The 19694-nt window shown below is 28.8% G+C and carries 19 protein-coding genes and 1 pseudogene; 9 read left to right on the forward strand and 11 right to left on the reverse strand.

Annotated features, from left to right (window positions below):
• Positions 1–56 precede the first annotated feature (56 nt).
• From rho to ABXT58_RS07285, 6 genes and pseudogenes are all read left to right on the forward strand, one after another.
• Positions 57–1325 (forward strand): transcription termination factor Rho, encoded by a 1269-nt coding sequence (gene rho / locus ABXT58_RS07260; RefSeq protein WP_415303984.1) that lies wholly within the window; start codon positions 57–59, stop codon positions 1323–1325.
• Positions 1326–1393: 68 nt separating this feature from the next.
• Positions 1394–2725 (forward strand): tRNA uridine-5-carboxymethylaminomethyl(34) synthesis GTPase MnmE, encoded by a 1332-nt coding sequence (gene mnmE / locus ABXT58_RS07265; protein WP_415303985.1) that lies wholly within the window; start codon positions 1394–1396, stop codon positions 2723–2725.
• Positions 2726–2890: 165 nt separating this feature from the next.
• Positions 2891–4761, forward strand: a pseudogene (gene mnmG / locus ABXT58_RS07270) (tRNA uridine-5-carboxymethylaminomethyl(34) synthesis enzyme MnmG).
• On the forward strand, positions 4761–5402 hold the full coding sequence (locus tag ABXT58_RS07275; RefSeq protein WP_415303986.1) for a 16S rRNA (guanine(527)-N(7))-methyltransferase RsmG: 642 nt from the start codon (positions 4761–4763) through the stop codon (positions 5400–5402). The pseudogene mnmG and the gene ABXT58_RS07275 overlap by 1 nt, the downstream one beginning before the upstream one ends.
• A gap of 8 nt (positions 5403–5410) precedes the next feature.
• Positions 5411–6205 (forward strand): ParA family protein, encoded by a 795-nt coding sequence (locus ABXT58_RS07280; protein ID WP_415303987.1) that lies wholly within the window; start codon positions 5411–5413, stop codon positions 6203–6205.
• Positions 6205–7053 carry a ParB/RepB/Spo0J family partition protein gene (locus tag ABXT58_RS07285; RefSeq protein WP_415303988.1) on the forward strand — a complete coding sequence of 283 codons (849 nt, stop codon included), beginning with the start codon at positions 6205–6207 and terminating at the stop codon, positions 7051–7053. The genes ABXT58_RS07280 and ABXT58_RS07285 overlap by 1 nt, the downstream gene beginning before the upstream one ends.
• Here ABXT58_RS07285 and holA read toward each other — a convergent pair.
• From holA to ABXT58_RS07305, 4 genes are read right to left on the reverse strand one after another with little or no spacing between them, the layout of a single operon-like run.
• A complete protein-coding gene (holA, locus tag ABXT58_RS07290) occupies positions 7043–8038 on the reverse strand; it encodes a DNA polymerase III subunit delta (protein ID WP_415303989.1) in 996 nt (331 codons plus the stop codon). The genes ABXT58_RS07285 and holA overlap by 11 nt on opposite strands.
• A complete protein-coding gene (locus ABXT58_RS07295) occupies positions 8035–8499 on the reverse strand; it encodes a hypothetical protein (RefSeq protein ID WP_415303990.1) in 465 nt (154 codons plus the stop codon). Before ABXT58_RS07295 ends, holA begins: the two co-directional genes overlap by 4 nt.
• Positions 8500–8501: 2 nt before the next feature.
• Positions 8502–11036: a leucine--tRNA ligase gene (gene leuS, locus ABXT58_RS07300; RefSeq protein ID WP_415303991.1), complete on the reverse strand. Its 2535-nt coding sequence runs from the start codon at positions 11034–11036 to the stop codon at positions 8502–8504.
• Between the two features lie 28 nt (positions 11037–11064).
• Positions 11065–11613 (reverse strand): DUF3576 domain-containing protein, encoded by a 549-nt coding sequence (locus ABXT58_RS07305; protein ID WP_415303992.1) that lies wholly within the window; start codon positions 11611–11613, stop codon positions 11065–11067.
• Positions 11614–11811: 198 nt separating this feature from the next.
• On the opposite strand from ABXT58_RS07305, the gene ABXT58_RS07310 reads away from it, so the two are divergent.
• Positions 11812–12804: a porin gene (locus ABXT58_RS07310; protein WP_415303993.1), complete on the forward strand. Its 993-nt coding sequence runs from the start codon at positions 11812–11814 to the stop codon at positions 12802–12804.
• 48 nt (positions 12805–12852) lie between these two features.
• Here the strand turns inward: ABXT58_RS07310 and ABXT58_RS07315 are convergent, their stop codons facing one another.
• Entirely contained in the window at positions 12853–14391 is a 1539-nt protein-coding gene (locus tag ABXT58_RS07315) for a tetratricopeptide repeat-containing sulfotransferase family protein (RefSeq protein ID WP_415303994.1), read from the reverse strand.
• 2 nt (positions 14392–14393) lie between these two features.
• Positions 14394–14945, reverse strand: a complete 552-nt coding sequence (locus tag ABXT58_RS07320) for a thiamine phosphate synthase (protein ID WP_415303995.1) — start codon at positions 14943–14945, stop codon at positions 14394–14396.
• On the opposite strand from ABXT58_RS07320, the gene ABXT58_RS07325 reads away from it, so the two are divergent.
• Complete coding sequence (locus tag ABXT58_RS07325) at positions 14940–15599, forward strand: YggS family pyridoxal phosphate-dependent enzyme (RefSeq protein WP_415303996.1); 660 nt, start codon at positions 14940–14942, stop codon at positions 15597–15599. The two genes, ABXT58_RS07320 and ABXT58_RS07325, sit on opposite strands and share 6 nt — an antisense overlap.
• On the opposite strand, the gene ABXT58_RS07330 is transcribed toward ABXT58_RS07325, so the two are convergent.
• Positions 15596–16087 (reverse strand): L,D-transpeptidase family protein, encoded by a 492-nt coding sequence (locus tag ABXT58_RS07330; RefSeq protein ID WP_415303997.1) that lies wholly within the window; start codon positions 16085–16087, stop codon positions 15596–15598. The two genes, ABXT58_RS07325 and ABXT58_RS07330, sit on opposite strands and share 4 nt — an antisense overlap.
• A gap of 12 nt (positions 16088–16099) precedes the next feature.
• Between ABXT58_RS07330 and ABXT58_RS07335 the strand changes: the two genes are divergently transcribed.
• Positions 16100–16690 (forward strand): winged helix-turn-helix domain-containing protein, encoded by a 591-nt coding sequence (locus ABXT58_RS07335; protein ID WP_415303998.1) that lies wholly within the window; start codon positions 16100–16102, stop codon positions 16688–16690.
• 9 nt (positions 16691–16699) lie between these two features.
• Here ABXT58_RS07335 and ABXT58_RS07340 read toward each other — a convergent pair whose 3' ends face one another.
• From ABXT58_RS07340 to dapB, 4 genes are read right to left on the reverse strand one after another with little or no spacing between them, the layout of a single operon-like run.
• On the reverse strand, positions 16700–17305 hold the full coding sequence (locus ABXT58_RS07340) for a TIGR02466 family protein (RefSeq protein WP_415303999.1): 606 nt from the start codon (positions 17303–17305) through the stop codon (positions 16700–16702).
• A gap of 1 nt (position 17306) precedes the next feature.
• Positions 17307–18233, reverse strand: a complete 927-nt coding sequence (locus ABXT58_RS07345; RefSeq protein WP_415304000.1) for an adenosine kinase — start codon at positions 18231–18233, stop codon at positions 17307–17309.
• 1 nt (position 18234) lies between these two features.
• A complete protein-coding gene (nth, locus tag ABXT58_RS07350; RefSeq protein ID WP_415304001.1) occupies positions 18235–18888 on the reverse strand; it encodes an endonuclease III in 654 nt (217 codons plus the stop codon).
• Positions 18888–19664 carry a 4-hydroxy-tetrahydrodipicolinate reductase gene (gene dapB, locus ABXT58_RS07355; RefSeq protein ID WP_415304002.1) on the reverse strand — a complete coding sequence of 259 codons (777 nt, stop codon included), beginning with the start codon at positions 19662–19664 and terminating at the stop codon, positions 18888–18890. Before dapB ends, nth begins: the two co-directional genes overlap by 1 nt.
• Between the last annotated feature and the right edge of the window lie 30 nt (positions 19665–19694).

Genomic DNA, 19694 nt, shown 5'->3' on the forward strand with positions numbered 1-19694 from the left:
TTTAAAGAGTATATATATTTATCTCATCTAACAAATCTTAAATAAAACTCTCCCACATGAATATTCAAGAACTTAAGCTAAAATCGTCTGAACAATTAATTACACAAGCAGAAGGGCTTGGCATTGAAAATGCTAGCACGCTTAGAAAGCAAGAAATTTTATTTGCTATATTAAAAAAAGTTGCAGAAAAAGAAGAAATAACTGGAGCAGGAGTTTTACAATTATTACAAGATGGATTTGGTTTTTTAAGAGCAATGGAATCAAATTACTTAGCTGGACCAGATGATATTTACGTTAGCCCAAGTCAAATAAGAAAGTTTGGTTTGAGAACAGGAGACACAGTCGAAGGTCCTGTAAGAGCCCCTAAAGAAGGAGAGAGATATTTTGCATTATTACAAGTGGAAAAAATAAATTTTGAAGAACCTGAGAAGGCTCGTCATAAAATTGCGTTTGACAACTTAACTCCTCTTTATCCAGACCAACAAATGGTTATGGAGATTGAAACAACTAAGATTGAAAAAAAACCAGATTTAACCCCGAGACTAATCGACCTTGTAAGTCCAATTGGAAAAGGTCAAAGATCAATAATTATTTCACCCCCCAAAGCTGGTAAGACAATGATTTTACAAAGCATCGCAAACTCAATTGCTAAAAATTATCCAGAAAGCTATTTGATGGTTTTGTTGATTGATGAAAGACCAGAAGAAGTAACCGACATGAAAAGAACGGTCAAAGGAGAGGTGATTAGCTCTACATTTGACGAGCCCGCCTCAAGACACGTAGCTGTTGCTGAAATGGTAATAGAAAAAGCAAAAAGATTAACTGAACATAAAAAAGATGTTGTAATTTTATTGGACTCAATAACAAGATTGGGTAGAGCTTACAACGCTGTGATCCCAAGTTCAGGTAAAGTATTAACGGGTGGAGTTGATGCAAATGCCCTACAAAGACCAAAAAGATTTTTCGGTGCCGCAAGAAATATTGAGGAAGGTGGATCTTTGACAATCATCTCAACTGCTTTGATTGATACAGGGTCGAGAATGGACGAGGTAATTTTTGAAGAATTTAAAGGAACAGGAAATAGTGAAACAGTTCTTGATAGAAAGATTGCAGAGAAAAGAATCTATCCAGCAATCGACATAACAAAGTCTGGAACAAGAAGAGAAGAATTGCTTTTCGATAAAGATGACCTTTCAAAAATGAATGTACTAAGAAGAATAATTAGTCCCATGGGAACAATGGATGCAATTGAATTTATTAATTCAAAACTTAAAGAAACAAAAAGTAATGCAGATTTTTTTAGCTCGATGAATAAACCAGCTTAACACTGTTACACCCTCACCTATTAATTTAAAGTTTTACAGAACCTTAAAAGAAAAGTTATAATATCTATATGACAATTTATGCTCTATCGACGGGTCCTGGTATATCTGGGATAGCAATTATTAGAGTTTCAGGAGAAGATACTAAAAAGGTAATTGAACTATTAACAAAAACAACAATTCCAGAACCAAGAGTTGCCACACTAAGAAAAATCAACAAAATCAACACTTCTGAGCTTATTGATGAAGGCATAATACTGTGGTTTCCTGGCCCTGAGAGCTACACTGGTGAGGATATGGCCGAATTACATATACATGGAAGCAAAGCAGTAATTGATGCTCTACACGCCTCTATTTCAGAAGTAGAGAATTGTAGACTAGCTGAGGCGGGTGAGTTTACAAAATTGGCATTTCAAAATGGAAAAATAAATTTACTGAAAGCAGAAAGTATTGCAGATTTAATTTCAGCAGAAACTGAAATTCAAAGACAGCAAGCAATAAAAATAATGAACGGAAAGTCAGCTGATAAATTTAATAGCTTAAGAGAAAAACTTTTAAAAATTTTATCACACGTCGAAGCAAAGATAGATTTTCCAGACGAGGATTTACCAGAAGATATTTTCAAGAATATAAAAAAAATTTCTAATGAAGTAATTTTAAATATAAAAAAAATTTTAGATGATCAAAAAGTTGGTGAAAGAATTAGGGAAGGTTTTAAAATTGCAATCATAGGCCCAACGAATGCTGGAAAATCTAGTTTACTAAATCACCTTTCAAATCGTGATGCAGCAATCGTTTCAGAAATAGCCGGAACAACAAGAGACGTAATCGAGACGCATTTAAACATTGATGGATATCCAGTGGTAGTTTCTGACACTGCAGGAATTAGAGATTCTAAAAATGAAATAGAAAAAAAAGGAATAAAATTAGCACTTGATAAAGCAGAAAATGCAGACTTAAAATTGATCGTTATAGACGCTAAAAGCACTGATTTTAAAGGAGTTTTAAAAGAATTGATGGATGAAAATGCAATACTTGTAGTTAATAAATCTGATCTTTTAAAAGAAGATTTGAGTTATGAAATAAAAAATTTTGAACATGTTTTAATTTCAGTAAAAAATAATCTCAACGTAGAAGATTTAATTTTAAAAATTAAAAATAAATTAAAAAATAAATTCATCACAAGTGAAGATATTTTAATTACTCGTGAAAGGCACAGACAGCATCTTGAACAAAGCTTAAATTATTTGAAAAATTTTGAAGAAAAAAATGAAGCAGAGGATTTTGATAAAGCTGCAGAAGACCTTCGTTTAGCAACACGACATTTAGGAATGATAGTTGGAAAAGTAGATGTTGAAGAGATATTGGGTAGTATTTTCAACGATTTTTGCATCGGCAAATAACCAACATTTAAGGGGTTTTTTCAGCCTATTCTCAGCATTTTTGTTGATAACCATAACTAATTCGTCAATTTTAACTATAAAAACATAACCAAAATTGTCTTAACAATTATTTCTTAAAAAATACTGTCTGCTTGTAAATATTCATATCGGTTATAAATTTAACTTATGAGAAATGATTTATCATTTGAGGTAGTAGTTATTGGAGGAGGACACGCTGGTTGTGAAGCCAGCAGCCTCTGCACGTCTTGGAGTTAACACTGCCCTATTCACACACAAAATTGAGACCATAGGAGAGATGTCTTGTAACCCGGCGATAGGTGGTCTTGGTAAAGGTCATCTTGTTAGAGAGATAGATGCCTTAGATGGTGTGATGGGAGAGGTTGCAGATAAATCAGGTATACAATTTAGATTATTAAACAGAAGTAGAGGGCCAGCAGTTCAAGGACCCAGAAACGCAATCAGACAGATCACTGTATCGTAAATATATGCAAGAAAAATTACTAAACTACTGTAATTTAAGCATTTTTTCAGATACTGTAATAAGGTTTATTTTTAATAAAAACACTATAAGTGGCTTTGAAACAAAGTCAGGCAAAAAAATTTTATGTGGTAAGCTAATCTTAACAACAGGTACTTTTTTGAATGGTTTGATTCATATAGGTGATAAGAGAACGCCAGCAGGAAGGTTTGATGAAAAGCCCTCAACAGGATTAAGTGAACAACTTGAAAAGTATGATTTTAAAATAGGAAGACTTAAGACAGGAACACCACCAAGACTTGATGCCAGAACAATTAAGTATGATAATTTAGAAGAACAGCTTGCAGACGATGATCCTTATTTTTTTTCTTTCTTAACTAAAAAAAATTTAAACAAACAAGTTTCATGTCGGATGACTTATACGAACGAAAAGGTTCATAAGATAATTCAAAAAAATCTAAAAAGAAGTGCCATGTACTCAGGAAGCATACAGGGGGTTGGCCCAAGATATTGCCCTTCAATAGAGGATAAAATAGTAAAGTTTGCAGATAAGGACCGTCACCAGATATATTTAGAGCCTGAAGGATTAAATGATCACACAATATACCCAAATGGAATATCTACCTCACTACCTGAGGATGTTCAGCAAGAAATATGTAACAATATCAGTGGTTTAGAAAATGTTAAGATAATTAGACCCGGTTATGCCATAGAATATGACTATATTGACCCTAGAGAACTATTTTTAACTCTTGAGACTAAAAAAATTCAAAATTTATACCTTGCTGGGCAAATAAATGGAACAACGGGATATGAAGAAGCTGCGGCCCAAGGATTAATCGCTGGAATTAATGCTGCGTTATCTTTTAAGAAAGAAGAGCCATTTATTTTGGATAGATCAGATGCATACATTGGAGTTATGATAGATGATTTGGTAACAAAAGGTGTCGCAGAGCCTTATAGAATGTTCACCTCAAGAGCAGAATATAGACTAAGTTTGAGAGCAGATAATGCCGACCAAAGGTTAACAAATAAAGGAATTGAAATTGGATTAATATCAAATGAAAGAGAAGATGTTTTTAAAGATAAAGAACATAAATTAGGAATAATATTTAAAATAATGTCTGAATCATCAATATCTCCAACAAAAATAAAGAACTTTGATATTAAAATTGCAAAAGATGGTATTATAAGGAAATCTAATGAAATATTAACCCAAAAAGGTGTTGATATGAAAAAAATAAGAGAAATTTGGCCTGAAATTCCTTATTTTGATAAAAAAATAGATGAGCAAATTGAAATAAATGCTCATTACAGAGGCTATCTTAAAAAACAAAAAGCAGATATATTAGCATTTAAAAGAGATGAAAATTTAGTCATACCTGAAAAAGTTAATTATGATGATCTTTCTGGACTATCAAATGAGGTAAAAGCCAAATTTAAACAAATAAAACCAAAAACTATGGGACAAGCACTGCGTATTGATGGAATAACTCCAGCTGCCGTATATATTTTGTTGTCACATGTAAAAAGAAAGTCTATTAAGCTAATAGCTTAATGGAAGAAATTTTTAAAAAATATCCACTACTAAAAGACCAAAATGTTCCACGTGAAACATTAATTGAGTTTGAGCTATTTATATCCATGCTACAGCAGGAAAATGATGAAATTAATATAATTAGTAAAGAAACAGCTAAAAATGAGGTTATTAGAGAACGTCATATAATTGATTCAGCACAAATCATTGAATTTGTTGATTTAAATAGTAAAATTATAACAGATATAGGTTCAGGTGGAGGCATGCCAGGTATAATTATATCAATTATGATTAAAAATCAGAAAAATTCGATCAAAGTTCACTTATATGAAAAAAGTCACCACAAAAGCTCTTTTTTAAGAAAAGTATCTAGAGATTTAAAATTAAATACCGAAGTCATGCAAGAAAATATTTTTGAGGCACAAAATTTAGACTCGGGTACAATAATGGCAAGAGCTTTTAAACCTTTACCAATAATTTTAGATTTAGTTTATAAAAATTTTAGTAGTTACAAAAATTTAATTGTCTTCATGGGAAAAAATGGAGAAAAAGTTTTAGAAGAAACTTTAATAAATTGGGATTTTGATTTTGAAAAGAAAAAAAGTATTACAAGCGAAGATTCATTTTTATTAAATATAAAAGATATTAAAAAAAAACATTAAAAAACTAAATGCAAATTATTTCTGTAATAAATCAAAAGGGTGGGGTCGGAAAAACAACAACAGTAATTAATCTTGCAGCAGGTTTAGCCCAACAAGAGAAAAAGGTTTTAGTTATTGATCTTGATCCACAAGGAAACGCTACTACAGGACTTGGTCTATCCAATTTAGAAAGTTCAACAGATACTATTTACGGAGTATTGAATGGCACAAAAGTCATTTCTGATGTGATTAGAAAAACTGAGTTCAAAAATTTAGATATTATCACTTCGAATGTAGATTTATCTGGGCTTGAGGTTGAGACAGCTGATGACAGCATGAGAGCCTTCATTTTAAAACGCGAATTAACCCCTTATTTGAATAATTCTAGAGCAACCTATGATTATGTACTTATAGACTGTCCACCATCACTAAGCTTGCTTACAGTTATGGCGCTAGTGTCTTCTCACTCACTATTAGTTCCATTACAGACTGAATTTTTTGCTTTAGAGGGTTTAACCCAGCTAATGAAAACCATAGAACGAATAAAAGTTAATTTAAATCCTGAATTAAAAATTAGAGGCATACTTTTAACAATGTTTGATAAAAGAAATAAGCTATCCACACAAGTTGAAAAAGAAGCAAGGGATTATTTCAATGAAAAAGTTTATCTAACAGTAATCCCAAGAAACGTCAGGCTTTCAGAGGCTCCATCGCACGGCATGCCAGTCTTAATGTATGACAAATCTTGTCCTGGTAGTAAATCATATTTTAACTTTACAGATGAATTTATTAATCAAGAACAAAAAATAGGGAGCGCTGCATAATGGATACAAACAAAATAAAAAAAGGTCTAGGCAGAGGTTTGTCATCTTTAATAGGTGAAACAAAAGTAGAAATAAACATTAATAAAGTTTCGATATCTGATCTTGTAAGCAATAAATTTCAACCAAGGAAAACATTTGATGAGGAAAGTTTACAAGATTTAACAAACTCAATAAAAGAAAGAGGTATCATTCAACCAATCATTGTTAGAAAGTCTAGTAACGATAGTTCAAAGTATGAGATAATTGCCGGAGAGAGAAGGTGGTTATCAGCACAAAAGGCAGGGCTACACGAAGTTCCGGTGGTTATTACAGATGTAGATGATTTAAAATCTTTAGAATTTGCAATTATTGAAAATGTTCAAAGAAATGACTTAAATGCAATCGAAGAAGCAGGTGGCTATAAACGTCTTATTGAAGAGTTTTCGTATGACCAAGAAAAAGTAGCACAATTTATCGGAAAAAGTAGAAGCCATATTGCTAACTTTTTAAGGCTACTCAACCTTCCAGAAGCAGTTTTAAGGTTAATTGAAACTCAAAAATTATCAGCAGGACATGCAAAAATTTTAGTAGGTCTAGATAATGCAGAGTTTGTTGCAAATAAAATAATTGAAAAAAACCTTTCTGTTCGACAATCAGAAAATTTTGTTAAAATTTTTAAGACTAAAAAACACTCTCTTAAGCCCTTGAGAGATACAAATTTACAAGCCTTAGAGAATTCAATTAGAGAAAAAATTGGTCTTAATATTTTAATTAAAAATAAAAAAAATAATTCAGGATCTTTATTATTAGAATATAAAGATCTAGATCAGTTAAATAAAATAATTGAGATTATAAAATCTAATTATTAGTTTTTTTAGAATTATTAATTATGAAATCTGTTAATATACTTTTTCCTACACTTGAATTTTTTTTAATTAAAAATTCAATTTTATTACTTTCGTAAATTAAGCTCTTTAATTTATCTTTTCCCCAAGACCTTATTTGTTGTATTACTAGTGGCTTATCTTTCCAGAAAATAGGTGGTTTAAACAAAGAAACTGCTTGTTCTATATTATTTTTTTCATCAACTAGTTCATAAATTTTTACTAATCTTTTCAGTTTAGCTAATAATGTTCTTATAATTATTATATTGTCCTCATCTGAATAGTTATTTTCATTTAAAATAGTAACGGTTTTTCTTGTGTTTTTGGCAAGAGAGTGGTCGATTAGTTCTGAAGCACTATAGTTATCAGCTAGATTTGTGAGCTTAATAATTTGTTGAAGATTTATATTATTTTTATTTAATGAAAAATTTTCAATTTTTGCTAACTCATTATTTAAATTCTTTCTATCGCCCCTGCTTCTTTCTATTAAAATATTTATTAGTTGTTGTGAGATTGGAATTTTTTTGTTTCTAAAAAATTGACTGATTATAGAATTCAATGTTTGATTGTTGTCTTCATAAAATGGAATGCATATAATAGTTTTTTCTTTCTCAAAAAATTTTCTTACGGTAGATTTTTTTTCAAGATTTTTTGAATTCAAAATAAATTGAATATCAGATGGATTTCTTTCTATTAGTTCTTCTATTATATCTTTAATCTTATCTGTTGCTCTATTTATTATTATGAGTTTTTGATTATCAAAAAATGATTTTGTAAGCACACTATTGAAAAATTCATTTCGATTATCTAGTATTTCTTTTTCTTCATATCTATGAATCTTCTCTAAATAATTTTTTTCAAACGAGTTTTTTATAATTTCTTCTTTCAGTCCTTCATTGTTACCAAAAAAAAGGTAAAATTTATAATTATTTAAATTTATTTTATTTAATTCAAACGACTTTATGATCATCTAATATTTGATAATTTAAAAATTAGTTCATCTGAAATCGTTTCAGCTAAATTTGTTTTTAATTGTCTTTCATAGTTTTTAAGGTCAAATTTGTTAGTGCTGTTACTATATTTAAAGCTCTTTTTTATTTTTATTTTTCGTTTTAAATCCACGCCAATGTAAACCTCAACTTCTGTTGTTGTGATGTTTTCAAAATCTGTAGGGTCCCCTGCAGGGTCTTTCGCAGTGACTATTTTTTCTGATACACTTCTAACATCAAGTATAAATTTTTTATCTTTTTTCGTCAGAATATAATTATTAAATTTTTGCTTAATTTTTAAATTAATATCTCTATCTCCTTGAAAATTTATACTACTAACTGAAAAATTATAATCTATAGAGTTTTTTTTTGAGTGTATCGCCTCGTAGCCACAGGATAATGTAAGTAAAAAAAATGAAATTAAGATAGTTTTTTTTAACATTCTTATATTATAATATTTATTAGTCTGTTTGATACAAAAATTGTTTTTTTTACCTTTTGATCTTTTAGCAGTTTTTCGGTATCTTTATTTTCTTCAATTTGTTTCAACAAAGTCTTTTCATCAATATTATTTTTTACTTTTAGAAGAGCTTTCTTTTTACCATTAATTTGTATTACAAAATTTATATTTTCTTCTTCCAGCTCTTCCGCCATAACAATTGGCCATTTTACCTTATCTTGATTAATATCTTCTAAACATTCGTTTGCAAAATGAGGGATAAAAGGCATCATTGATATAAGGATTTTTTTATAATTTTCGACTAAAAAGCTTGTTTTTACAGGGTTTTCTATCTCTTTGATTAAAAAATTATACATTTCATGAAGATTAGCAACTATTACATTGTAGTGAAATTTTTCCAAGTTGTGAGTAATTTTATAAATTAATTGATTTGTAAATTTTGTTAATCTTTCATTATGAGTATCTGATTTATTGGTATCAATTTTTTTTAGAATTCTCGAATGTAGTACCCATAATTTTTGTAAAAATTTATACGATGCCATCATACCTTGATCCGACCATTGTACATCTCTTTCAGGTGGGCTATCTGATAAAATAAATAATCTCACAGAATCTGCTCCATAGTTTTCTATTATATTTTGAGGATCGACAGTATTTTTTTTGGACTTGGACATAGATTCTATTGGTCCTACAATTATTTTTTCTAAAGGATTTGTTTTTTTATAAAAGTTTTTTGTATCTTTAGAGAAAACTTCCTCTGGACTTAACCAATTATTTTTTTGGTCTTTATACGTTTCATGACAAACCATACCTTGCGTAAATAAACCATCAAATGGTTCTTTTAAGTTAAATTTTTCATTTTGATAAGAAAGAGCTTGCATAAAAAACCTAGAGTATAAAAGGTGTAAAATTGCATGCTCAACTCCACCTATGTATTGATCAACTGGCATCCAATAATCAACCTCTTCCTGAGTAAATCCATGGTTGGCATTTTTTGAAGAGCAGAATCTTAGAAAATACCAGGAAGAATCAACAAATGTATCTAGGGTATCTGTTTCTCTTCTATATTTTTTACCATCAAGAGTAAAATGTTTCCATTTTTCAGCATTATCTAGAGGATTGCCAGTGGTTTCTAATTTTTCTATTTTTGGTAATTTAACAGGAAGCATATCTGTAGGAATTTTAATTGGCTGATCATTCTCATCGTAAGCAATCGGTATAGGACATCCCCAGTAACGTTGCCTTGATATTCCCCAATCTTTTAATCTGTAATTTGTTTTTTTTTGTCCTAGATTATTTTTTTCAAGAAACTCTATTGTTTTGATTATCGATTCATTTGGTACTTTTAAACCATCTAAAAACTTTGAATTATAAAGATATCCATCTCCAGTATAAGCTTCATTATTAATTTCAAAATCTTTATCTTTATCTGGTTTTACAACAGGGGTAATTTTTAAATTATATTTTTTTGCAAAATCTAAATCTCTTTGATCATGAGCGGGGCATCCAAAAACAGCACCAAGTCCATAATCCATTAAAACAAAATTTGCAAAAAAAACGGGAACTTTTATAGTTTCATCTAGAGGATTTATTGCAACTAGGTCAGTTTTAAATCCCAGTTTGTCAGCTGATGCAATGGACTCTTCTGTTGTCCCAGTTTTTGAGCACTCTTTTTTAAAACTTTGAAACTTTTCATCTTGTTCATAAAATTTAGACAGAGGATGATCAACTGATAATGCTAGAAATGAAAATCCAAACAAAGTATCTGGTCTAGTTGTATAGCACTTAATACTGTCAACAGGCTTTTCACTCTCAATTTTAAATTCAACTTCACAGCCGAAAGATTTTCCTATCCAATTTTTTTGCATAACCTTTACTTTATTTGGCCAATTAGTTAGAGTATCTAGGCCTTTTAGAAGATCTTCTGAAAACTTTGATATATTAAAAAACCATTGATTTAATTTTTTTCTTTCTACAGTTGCACCTGATCTCCAGCCTTTTCCATCAATTACTTGCTCGTTAGCTAAAACTGTTTCATCAATTGGATCCCAGTTTACATAGTTTTCTTTTCTATAAACTAAACCCTTATCATAGAGCTCTAAAAAAAATTCTTGTTGGTGTTGGTAATAATTAGATGAACAAGTCGAAATTTCCCTACTCCAATCAATCGATAAGCCAAGTTTTTTAAGTTGAGACTTCATTGTCTCAATGTTTGACTCAGTCCATGTTTTGGGATCCAGATTATTCTGTCTTGCCGCATTTTCTGCTGGCATACCAAACGAGTCCCAACCCATAGGATGTAAAACATTAAATCCTTGCAATGCTTTAAATCTTGCTAGAACATCGCCAATTGTATAATTCCTTACATGCCCCATATGTATCTTGCCAGAAGGATAAGGAAACATTTCTAAACAATAAAATTTTTTTTTACTTTTGTCTAATTGTGCAGCAAACGTTTTATTTTTATCCCAAAAACTCTGCCATTTTTTTTCAACAGTTTTGAAATTATATCTATCCATTTTAATGAACTATATTTTTAAATTATAATTATTTAGTACCGAAGTCTGGTGATTTATAATCTGGTCTTTTTGTTAATTCATTATTTTTAATTAAAGTAGCCTCTTTTAGAATCGCTAATTTTATTTCATCAGCTAAAGCTGTTTCTAGTTTAGATGTTTTGCATCTATTTTGATTATCACAGGTTTTTTTATATATAATAACCTTAATTCCATCAGCTCTTATTTCTGTAGATAAAAATCTTACAGTAATTTTAGTATATTCATTTTCTTTTTTTTCATCTGAAAACCAATCTGTAATAATCATTCCCCCAGAATAATCAACGTTGCTTAATGGTGTAAATTCTAGCAATTTAAGAGAAGCTCTCCATAATTCATTAGATGAGGCAAAATCAAAAACACCATTTTTCTTTTTATCACCACCTAATAATTTAAAATTTCTCCCTTCCTTAATATTTTTATCAACCCTATCTTTCACGTTTGGGGATACCTTACGCGCATCAGTTTTTTTATATATCCCACAACCTGAGATATTAAAAATTAGTGTAACAAAAAGAATTATTTTTATAAATTTTATCATTTTATGTATGTTTATTATCATCAAAAAATAGCGTATTATCACACATATTGTTGTTATTAAAAGGAATTATAGTGTGATATTTATGCAACAAATACTAAAAAAAACTCTTTTATTATCTTATATTATAAAAATTTTAACAATATTTGTTATCAATACGCATTATTAATAATAATAATTAACAAACAAATAGGAGAAAATATGACAAACCTAAAAAAAATAGGTCTTTCAGCTCTAGCAGGTTCGCTTGTAGCATTTTCAGCACAAGCTGGTGAATTATCAGTAAGTGGTGGTGCTAAGCTTACTTATACTGGTGATACTGGAAAAAACGATGCAGAAGCAGATGGTAACAGATTTGGTATGCAGCAGTTAATGACATTTACTGGTTCAGGTGAATTAGATAATGGACATACTGTATCTCTATATCACGCTATGACAGCTAATGGTGGAAAAAGTTCTTCATCTTTAACTTATGACATGGGTGCTATGGGAGCAATAACTTATAACCAAGATTCAGGTGATCTAGGTATTGGTAAAATTGATGACATTATGCCAACTGCAGAAGAAGAAGTATGGAATGGTCTAGACGCTGATTCTATATCTGATGGAACTGAAGGTCTAAATGGAAGAGTTGATAGTGGAACTACTGGTTTCAACTATGCTTATTCTGTTGGTGATATGGCTAACATTAACGTTGGTTACGGTGTAAAAACTTCTGATAACTCAACAGATGATGGTGGAAACTCAGGAACAGGCGCTGTAGAATCTGCTACTTCAATTGCAGTATCTATGACACCTATCGATGGTTTAAGAATCGTTGCTGGTACTGGTGAAAGAGGTGTAACAGCTTCTACATCTAATGATCATACTACATATGGTTTCACATATGCATTTGGTCCAGTAACTGTTGGTGCACAGCATTCAGAAATCGATTCTGCAACTGCTAACTCTGACCTTGAAACAGATATGTACGGTATATCATTTGCAATAAATGATAACCTTTCAATATCTTACGGTTCTCAAGAAACTGAAAAAGAAGGTGATACTGATGAGCAAGATGTAACTGGTATGTCAATTGGTTACTCTATGGGTGGAATGAGTCTTAAAGCTCACTCAAACAAAGCAGAAAATATTCAGCAAGTTGCTGGTATCGAATCTGAGCACACAGAAATCTCTTTATCTTTTGCGTTTTAATTAAGTAAAAAGATTATATTTAAAAGGCCCCTTTATGGGGCCTTTTTTTTACTCTTCAATTTTTTCTAAAAAATCTAAATAATCTTTGTAATTTTTGTTAAGATCTACAGAGCTTTTGTAAATTGGTTTTCTTGCTTGAGCAATGCTCACTGTTTTTATCGGTGGACCATTTTTTTCAAAATTAATACAATTATCTTCCCAGGCAAGATTACAAAAATCTATTATTTTGCGTGTTTCAACGTTTTGATCATTAACCAATTTTTCATATTCACAGTCATAAATATAGTTAGGCATTTTGGCATGCCAAAAAGCCATCAAATCTTCATAAAGGTTTATAAATTTTATTAAATTTACTTGATTATAGCTCCATGGCAAAGAAAATCCGTCAAAAACATTTTTATAAATAGATAGAGCGGTATCTTTTAAATTTCTTTTACAATGAATTATCTTTGCATGGGGAAATAATAATTTAATAAAACCAATCCATTGAAAATTTAATGGCGATTTATCTAAAATAATCAGATTTTGATTAAATTGTTTAAATAAAGCAAGAATTTCAGCAGATAAAGCATCAATATAATTTTGATCAAGCTGATCAATATCAAAAATTTTTTTTGACAATATGGAATTCAGTACGGGTAGTTCACCCCCACCGTATACTTTAGAGTGTGAGGATATAATTTGGTGAGTGAGGGTGGTTCCAGACCTTGGTAATCCAACAACAAATATTAAGTTAGGTACATCTGATGATTGGGTTGTGCTAAACACCTGGTTAGTAAATTTTTCTTTAATAGTATTAAATAAGTTCAATTCGTCAGAAAAATTATAATTTTTAAAGATATTAAATTGTGCATCATTTCCTTTGATAAAATATTCAGAGGATTTTTTATAGTCTTTCTGGTCTGAATATGATTTGGCTAAAGCAAAATATAGTGGAATTTTATTTTCACTTGCTAGATCAGGATTGTTAATTTTTTTTATCATTAATTTTTGGTGATTATCGTCTGTATTATAAAAATTAATAGTACTAAGCATTTTATCTGCAATTATATTATGGGGAAATTTTAATTGAAGGTTTTTTAAAACTTCTTTAGACTTATCAAATTCACCAATAATTTGATAAGTGCCAGCTAAATTAATTAATAAAGTTTCAATATTATCATTTATTAAATAAGCCTGTTCATACAATTTTATGCACTCATCAATTTTGTTTAAGTCTCTTTTTAAATTACCAAAATTAATTAGAACATTCGTATCTTTTGGGTTTATTTGAAGTGCTCTATTAAAAATTATCTCTGCATCTGAAAACATTTCCATATTTCTATAAACAGCACCCAAATTACAAAGTAAAGTTATAGCCTTGGGTTGTTTTTTAAGCCCCCTTTTTAAAATACTTTCTGCTTTTGTTAGTTGACCCAACTGTTTATAAGAAAGACCAATGTAATTATAAAAAGTAACTTGAGTTGGATCCTTTTTAAGTAAAGCACTTGTTTTTTCTATAACCACTTCGTAATTCTGTGAAACAAAAAAATTGTGAATTTTTTTTAATTCTTTTTGAAGGTATTCTTTGCTTATTTTCTTAATCATAATTAAATAATAACACTTTCATTTTGAAATAATGAAATGGAAGCAATACCATAAGGGTTTAAAATCTTAATTTGACTTAGATTTTTTTCATTAACTCCGCCAAGACATATAATTTTTTTCTTAGTCTTTTTCATTAGATTTAAAAATCTATATAACCCTAAACAATTTTTATTTTTTTTTGAAGTAAACAAAGGTGATAAAAATATATAATTAACATTTTGAATCTCTTTTTCTTTAATTTCTTGTAGGTTGTGTGCGGAACCTAGTAGTTTAAATTTTTTTTTAAAATTATATGAATTAAATATTCTGTCTTTATTAAAGGAAGGTACATATGCTCCATCTAGGTTGAGTTTTATTGCTAATTTAACATCATTACTGAGATAAAACTTTATTCCTTTTTTTTTACATGCATTTTTTATACTTATAATTGTGTCTAAATTATTTTTAGTATGATAATTTCTATATATTACAGAGGTATTATTTAATAATTTGTTTATTATATTATTATCAAATTTATCGATAAAACAAAAAAATTTTAAATTTTTAAAATGCATAATCCAATTAATAACTTAATTAATATTGAAAACCAATTGAAAGATTTGAATATAAATAATAATAAAATAAAAAGTGAAATTATTGCTGTAAGCAAAACATATCCAATAAAAGATATTCTTCCATTAATAAAATATGGCCATATAAACTTTGGAGAAAATAAAATTCAGGAAGCCTTAGAAAAATGGAGTGATGTTAAGAGTAATTTTTCAAATTTAAAATTACACATGCTGGGCAAAGTTCAAACGAATAAGGTTAAGTTTTTAATACCACTATTTGACTACATCCATTCTTTAGACAATTTAAAGCTTGCTGAAAAAATATCTCAAGAAGAAAATAAAAAAAACAAAAAAATAAAAATTTTTATTCAAGTTAATATTGGAAAAGAAAAACAAAAAAATGGTGTCGATATCGAAAATTTGGAAGATTTTTACAAGGAATGTTCTTTAAATCTAGGATTAAATATAATTGGATTGATGTGCTTGCCGCCGAAATATGAAGTCTCATCTAAGTTTTTCATAAATATGAAAGAACTTTCAGACAAATTAAATTTACCCAATTTGAGTATGGGAATGTCTAATGATTTTGTAGAAGCTGCAAAATATGGAGCAACTTATTTAAGAATAGGATCTAAAATTTTTGGGGAACGAATCTAGTTTATTCTGATAAAAGTATTTTTTTTAATGATTTTTAACAAGATCTCAAAATGTAATCTATTAATTGCAACACAGCCAGCAGTAGGTTTATAATCTTTTGTCAAATGTATAAAAATTGCACTCCCTTTTTTTGTAATAATTTTTTTTCTATTATAGTCTAAAGCAATTACATAATCGTACTTGTAGTCTCTCCGATATAGTTTTTCGTGTTTTACTTTTTTATTAATATTAATTTGTTTATTATAAAATTTACTTAATGAATCATCACACCAACCCATATTTTTACTAATTTTAGTTTTTTTAATTTTGCATTTACCCAATGAGATGCGATCAGCTCTGTAGTAAATTTGAGATAATTTGAATAATCCTTTGGGTGTACAATTATCACCTTCGATTTTTTTTTTAGTTATGCCATTTTTTCCAATGCAACATCTAAATTGAAATTCATCAATTTGGAGTGTATGCTTATTTTTAAGGTTAATAATCATAATAAAATAATCATGTTAAAACAAAATGTTTATATTGCTAATTTTAAAGAATTATATGAAATTTTTAATGAAATTAAAAGTGCATTAAATTTTAACGTTTTTGAGATTAATGATTTAGATTTACAAAATTTCATTAAGTTAAATAACAAAAATTTAAAATATTCACTTATAATAACTAGTCATAAAAAAACAAATTTTAAAATTAAGACTATTGACAGTAAAGAAGTCTTAATTTTTGAAAACTTGCCAATTTCTCTAAATAGCTTAATTGAAAAAATAAATATTTTTCTTTTAAAACTTAAATACAGATCACAATCTGAAATTATTATCAAAAATTACGTTATTAATTTAAACAACAGAAAAATATACAATCGTAGTACAAATACAAAGTTAACAGAAAAAGAAATCCAATTAATTCTATTCCTCTTTTATGAAGAAATTCCACAAAAGGTTTCAAAACTTCAAAGTGAAATCTGGAATTATGCTAATAATTTAGACACTCATACCGTTGAGACTCATATTTACAGATTAAGAAAAAAAATCGAAAATGTGTTTGGAGATGATAATTTTATATTAAGCAGTGAAAAAGGGTATCATCTTTAAGTCTCAGTTTTATTTGTCTATATTGATATTGAAACTAATAACAATTCTATCCTCATGAGATAAATTTTTACTAACTGCATGATGTAAGTATGATGGAAAGATCAACAATTTTCCCTCTTCTGGTTCAAAATTTAAAGCTACAGCAGATAGGTCGGTAACTTTTTCTACAAATGGAGCATTTACGACTCTTTGTTCTTTTGGATCAAAAAACTTTATTTTACCCGAGTCTTTTTTTGCTTTAACGTAATAAGCTGCGCTTAAAAAGGAATTTGCATGATTATGTCTTATATTAAATGTATTTTTGGGATTTATTATTGACCACATTCCATCAATTTTAGTTTTTTCAATTTTATATTTCAAACCAAAATCATTTGTAATAATTTCAAATAAATATTTATGAATAGTATTTAAAAATTTTTTTAGTAAATCACTCTCAGCAATATTAAAAAATGGAGAGTGCCATCCCCCAACATTAGAAGCTGTTAATCCCTTTTCATCTTTTTTTTTTAAATTATAAATATATTTTTCAAGTTCAACATTAAACTCATTATAATTTTCTACTTTATATTCAAAAACTGGCACAGGAAATATTTTGTGAGTTTTCTGTCTTGTCATCTTAAAGTCTTGCCCCTAAAATTTGAATTACTTTAGAGGACATATTCGTACCTTCTTGTAAGCATTTTTCAATTGAAAAATCATTGATATAGCCGTGCAAAAAACCCGATGCAAAAAGATCTCCTGCGCCAGTTAAATCTACTATTTTCAGATTTAAATTAATTGAATTTTCAAAAACTAAATTATTCTTTATTGTTATTGCTCCCTTTTCTCCTCGTGTAATAACTATTACCTTATTGAGGCTTTTTGCAAACGATATTACCTCAGTAAAATTTTTTGCATCAATTAAAGAGCTAAACTCTTGTTCATTTGCAAAAACAATATCTAATTTATTTTTTACTAAGTCTAAAAAGTCTTGTTTATGTCGATCAACACAAAATGAATCAGATAAAGACATAGAAACTTTACTGGCATTTAGTATTGCTTTATCGAAAGCTTTTTTTGGATTTCCCTCATCCCACAAATAGCCTTCTAGAAAAATCATTTCACTATCTTTAATTGTTTTTATATTGACATCGTTCTCATTAATTTTTCCTGATGTTCCAAGAAAAGTACACATTGTTCTTTCGGAATCAGGTGTAATTAATATTAAACAAGTTCCTGTGGGTAAGATTTCCTTCTTTTTAGAATAAAAATAACTAACATTTTCTTTTTTTAATCCATCCTCATATTTCTTACCTAAATTATCATCATTAACCTTACCAATAAAGCCAACTTCATTTCCTAATTGTGATAACCCAACAATAGAGTTTGCCACAGATCCCCCTGAAACTGTTTCTTCAATTCTTAGTGTTGATAAAAGTTTTTGAAATTCATTTTTATTAACTAGCCTCATGGTACTTTTGGTTAATTCATTATCTATTAAATATTGCTCATTTACTTTGCATATAACATCTACAATTGCATTTCCAATCCCTAGTATTTTCATATTATGCTTTTTTTATTTTAACTGGATTTTTTCTTTTAGGATAACAAGTAGTACAAATTTTACAAGTCAAACCATAACACTCTCTTGCTTTACAAAACTCTCTTCCATAATAAATTATTTGCAAGTGTAACTTACTCCATGTTTTTTTAGGAAATAATCTTTTTAAATCTTGTTCAGTTTGAGTAACACTTTTGCCATTTGTTATGCCCCATCTTTGGGCCAACCTATGGATATGAGTATCAACTGCGAAGGCTGGCACACCAAAGCCTTGAGACATGACCACACTTGCTGTTTTATGGCCCACACCAGGTAGTCTTTCGAGATCCTCAAAGCTCTTAGGTACCTTGCCACCATGATTTTCTAATAGCTGTTTTGACATTAAATAAATGCTTTTTGATTTAATTCTAAATATGCCTATGCTTTTTATTAATTTTTCAATTTTTTTTCTACCCAATTTTACAAAGTGCTCAGGTTTATAATATTTTGGATATATATTCTTGGTTACATTATTAACATTCAGATCAGTACACTGCGCTGATAAAAGAACAGACATTAAAAGAGTGAATTTGTTTTTATAATTTAGAGGAATAGGGGTTTTTGGATAAATTTTATTTAAAATCTTAAGTATTTTTTTTGCTTTTTCTTTTTCATTCATTATTTAAAATTCAATAAATCTCTCATTGAATAAAGTCCAGGTTTTTTATTAATAAGCCATTTTGCAGCAGTTAAAGCACCATCTGAATAAAGAGCCCTATCAAATGCCTCATGATTTAATTTTATTATTTCTTTACCGCTAGAGAACGCCACTTCATGTTCTCCAATAATCTCACCTTTTCTAATTGAATTAAAATTAATTTTTTCTCCATATGGAAAAGATTTTTTATTTAAAAATTTATTTCCAATCAAATTATAAAAGTTTTTATTTTTTCCATTAGCAATACCTTTTCCAAGCATTAAAGCCGTTCCTGAAGGGTAATCTTTTTTATGCTTATGATGAACTTCAAATACTTTGCTTAAATATTCGTCATTTAAAGATTTCGATGTTATTTCAGTTAAATACATCAATAAATTAACACCTAGGCTCATATTACCAGCTTTTAGTATGGGAATTTTTTTTGAATATTTTTTAATTAAACCTTCTTCTTTTTGAGTAAAGCCAGTCGTTCCAATAACCACTCTTTTTTTAAGTTTTGATGCAATTTTGAGAATATCCAGAGTGCATTTGGGGACTGTAAAATCAACTATTACATCAGTTTTTTTAAAAGCTTGTTCTGTATTTAAATCAAGTTTAATGCCTACTATTTTTTTAATAACAGGTTTATTTTCTGTAAGAGTTACTAATTTAAAGTTTTTATTAGATTTAGAAGATTTAATAAGCTGTTGACCCATTCTTCCAAGACAACCAGAAATTGCTAAATTAATTTTTTTCATCTATGAAAATATTAACCTTTTTTGGTTAAT

The sequence above is a fragment of the Candidatus Pelagibacter sp. Uisw_090 genome (assembly GCF_047717845.1).
Lineage (GTDB): Bacteria > Pseudomonadota > Alphaproteobacteria > Pelagibacterales > Pelagibacteraceae > Pelagibacter.

Excerpts from the sequence above, each read along its gene's own strand:
- rho (WP_415303984.1), top strand. The coding sequence starts at position 57 with ATGAATATTCAAGAACTTAAGCTAAAATCGTCTGAACAATTAATTACA.
- mnmE (WP_415303985.1), top strand. The coding sequence starts at position 1,394 with ATGACAATTTATGCTCTATCGACGGGTCCTGGTATATCTGGGATAGCA.
- ABXT58_RS07275 (WP_415303986.1), top strand. The coding sequence starts at position 4,761 with ATGGAAGAAATTTTTAAAAAATATCCACTACTAAAAGACCAAAATGTT.
- ABXT58_RS07280 (WP_415303987.1), top strand. The coding sequence starts at position 5,411 with ATGCAAATTATTTCTGTAATAAATCAAAAGGGTGGGGTCGGAAAAACA.
- ABXT58_RS07285 (WP_415303988.1), top strand. The coding sequence starts at position 6,205 with ATGGATACAAACAAAATAAAAAAAGGTCTAGGCAGAGGTTTGTCATCT.
- holA (WP_415303989.1), bottom strand. The coding sequence starts at position 8,038 with ATGATCATAAAGTCGTTTGAATTAAATAAAATAAATTTAAATAATTAT.
- ABXT58_RS07295 (WP_415303990.1), bottom strand. The coding sequence starts at position 8,499 with ATGTTAAAAAAAACTATCTTAATTTCATTTTTTTTACTTACATTATCC.
- leuS (WP_415303991.1), bottom strand. The coding sequence starts at position 11,036 with ATGGATAGATATAATTTCAAAACTGTTGAAAAAAAATGGCAGAGTTTT.
- ABXT58_RS07305 (WP_415303992.1), bottom strand. The coding sequence starts at position 11,613 with ATGATAAAATTTATAAAAATAATTCTTTTTGTTACACTAATTTTTAAT.
- ABXT58_RS07310 (WP_415303993.1), top strand. The coding sequence starts at position 11,812 with ATGACAAACCTAAAAAAAATAGGTCTTTCAGCTCTAGCAGGTTCGCTT.
- ABXT58_RS07315 (WP_415303994.1), bottom strand. The coding sequence starts at position 14,391 with ATGATTAAGAAAATAAGCAAAGAATACCTTCAAAAAGAATTAAAAAAA.
- ABXT58_RS07325 (WP_415303996.1), top strand. The coding sequence starts at position 14,940 with ATGCATAATCCAATTAATAACTTAATTAATATTGAAAACCAATTGAAA.
- ABXT58_RS07320 (WP_415303995.1), bottom strand. The coding sequence starts at position 14,945 with ATGCATTTTAAAAATTTAAAATTTTTTTGTTTTATCGATAAATTTGAT.
- ABXT58_RS07330 (WP_415303997.1), bottom strand. The coding sequence starts at position 16,087 with ATGATTATTAACCTTAAAAATAAGCATACACTCCAAATTGATGAATTT.
- ABXT58_RS07335 (WP_415303998.1), top strand. The coding sequence starts at position 16,100 with ATGTTAAAACAAAATGTTTATATTGCTAATTTTAAAGAATTATATGAA.
- ABXT58_RS07340 (WP_415303999.1), bottom strand. The coding sequence starts at position 17,305 with ATGACAAGACAGAAAACTCACAAAATATTTCCTGTGCCAGTTTTTGAA.
- ABXT58_RS07345 (WP_415304000.1), bottom strand. The coding sequence starts at position 18,233 with ATGAAAATACTAGGGATTGGAAATGCAATTGTAGATGTTATATGCAAA.
- nth (WP_415304001.1), bottom strand. The coding sequence starts at position 18,888 with ATGAATGAAAAAGAAAAAGCAAAAAAAATACTTAAGATTTTAAATAAA.
- dapB (WP_415304002.1), bottom strand. The coding sequence starts at position 19,664 with ATGAAAAAAATTAATTTAGCAATTTCTGGTTGTCTTGGAAGAATGGGT.